This window comes from Bartonella sp. MR100HLJHH, assembly GCF_042194215.1.
GTDB lineage: Bacteria > Pseudomonadota > Alphaproteobacteria > Rhizobiales > Rhizobiaceae > Bartonella > Bartonella grahamii.
Genome location: NZ_JBHIMR010000052.1, coordinates 1 through 2356, shown reverse-complemented (window position 1 = coordinate 2356; position 2356 = coordinate 1). Strand labels below are relative to the sequence as shown.

Below are 2356 nucleotides of genomic sequence, written 5' to 3'. Positions count from 1 at the left end.
ATGCAGCGGCATGTGTTTCCTAATCAGCATTATTGCTACGCTGTTCGGCGTAATGAAGATGGTGGAATACGGAAAATTACCCGCTGGTGTTGCTATAGAGCAAAAAATCCAGCTAAATAGTTTTTCTAAAGCAAGTGCGCATAAATCATTTACCCCCCCTCTTATAAAAAAGAATCTTTTAAAAGAGCTCTTTGAGCGATAGCTATAGTAAAAGAGAACCTCACCATATCTAAAGCTAACCCACTACAAATAGGTGTTTCTCAACTTACCAGACTTGCTATGAATAGAAACAGATGGTTAAGGGGGTAATCCACTCTCACGCTGAACTTTGATTAACTAATTTCACTAGAATTGGCTGGGGTACCTGAATTCGAATCTAAATTTAATTGCAATAAAATATTGATTTTATTTATATTTTTTTAAGGTTAGGGAATAGGATTTTGCAACATTCCTCTTATTTATTGCGAATCAAGGATTCTTTTCGTGGAGTTTTTTTTGCCATACCTGCTATCCAAAGGGTTTTTAATTCTAAAAAATTGACTTGAGATCACAGTATAGCTACACTATAATAAAGGTTATAATGGAGATACAAATCATGAAAGCCGATTCTGTTGTTCGCGCTCGCATTCCTGCTGAAATGAAAAAACAAGCGATGATTACTTTAGAACGCATAGGATTAAGTGCATCAGATCTTATCCGCATAACATTTTTGCGTGTCGCTGAAGAAGGTTGTTTGCCTTTTGAGCTTAAAGTACCTAATAGTGTCACACGTAAAGCTATAAAGGAATTAGATGAAGGTAAAGGTAAGACATTTAAAAACGCTGATGCCCTTTTTAAGGACTTAGGCATTTAATATGCTGATACCTGTTCGCTCGAGATAATTTAAACGTGACGTGCGCAAGGCGGAAAAACGCAGTAAAAATATGAATAAGCTGCGTACAGTATTAAGTCTTCTAATTGAAGAAAAGCCATTACCAAGACATTACTGTGATCATCCACTAAAAGGCGATTAGGTAGGGTATCATGATATTCATATCGAACCAGATTGGCTGCTTATTTATAGAATAGAAGGAGATAAATTACATCTTATTCGTACAGGAACGCACTCTGACCTTTTCAAAGAATAATTATATGAAAAGTTAAAAATACTCTAACTTTTCTCTACATAAAGAGCGCAGACCGTAAAAAACTCGCTCTTGAAGCTATAAAAAAGCTCCAAAAAGATGAGCGATAGAGAAAAAAACTAATAGAATCAATAAAGAATAAAATTCTCACTATTAATATAACTTATTGACTTAATTATTATTGAGTATCCCTTTTTAAAAGAATAGTTTATATGCGTTATTCTAAAAAGAAGAAACTTGCACTTTTAAATATTCTTATTTGAATTGCTTTAAGACTTTTAAGAAATCCCATCTTAAAGTGAATACGCTTCTTTTACATTGCCTTTAAAAGATTATACCGTAATCTAAAATGATAGCTTTATTGTTTTCAAAAGCTTTGTTGTGAATACTTATATTACTTTACGCTTTTAATTCCCTAATTTTTGAAAAAAGTATAAGCACCCCCAAAACCCCTACAAAATATATATATTACAGGTTGTGTTTATAGAGTGCGTTCAATATAGGTTGTTTACATTAGAGCCCCTTATAAACAAAATTCACAAAAAATTAAAAACCATTTAGTAAAAAAACTGATAGGTTATAAAGATAAAAATACGCATTATGAGAGCGTTTCTAAATATTATAAATGTATAGATTCAGAAAATAACGCAATCGTTTCATAAAGCCTATAATATATCTTTAAAAGCACATAAATATAAAAGAAGCAATTAATAAGCATAAGATATTATCAATACACAACGTATTTAAAAAATAAGAAAAAATATCAAAAGAGACAAAATATTATTTGACAATAAATACGTATTTTGTTATATAAATAATCAAGTGATCAAAACACTCAATAACTAGCGGGTAAACTACGATAAGGTTTCTCCCATTTCTTTAAATACTGACTGTCTTTTGTGTTATGATTAGCATATAATGATTATGTCGGGTGTAGCTACACCATAAAATACCCTTATGGGAAAAGTGTAGCAACGGACTAGTTACCGTGTTTTGAGCGCCCGGCGCCCTTATAGGGTGTCAATTTCAAAACTCTAAATAACTAGGATTAATAAAATGAATTCTATCTCAAAAATCCCCCCCGTTATCTCTTCCATTGCAAATGAAACCGCCCCTGTTAATCAACAAGAGCCTGCAAAAAAATACGAATTTACAAATGAAAAATTCACTTTTGATGGTCTTACTTTACACCGTATACGTGCTCTAAGAGATTTTGATGATGTTAAGGCGGG

General features: G+C 32.3%; 1 protein-coding gene and 1 pseudogene. Both read left to right on the top strand.

The genetic code is table 11. The annotated features are described in order from the left end of the window. The first annotated feature begins 595 nt into the window (after positions 1-595). Positions 596-853, top strand: coding sequence for a type II toxin-antitoxin system RelB/DinJ family antitoxin (locus tag ACFIJ7_RS09355; protein ID WP_375645171.1), 258 nt, complete (start codon positions 596-598; stop codon positions 851-853). Between the two features lie 40 nt (positions 854-893). Then, positions 894-1127 (top strand): annotated as a pseudogene (locus tag ACFIJ7_RS09350) (type II toxin-antitoxin system YafQ family toxin). The last annotated feature ends 1229 nt before the right edge of the window (positions 1128-2356 follow it).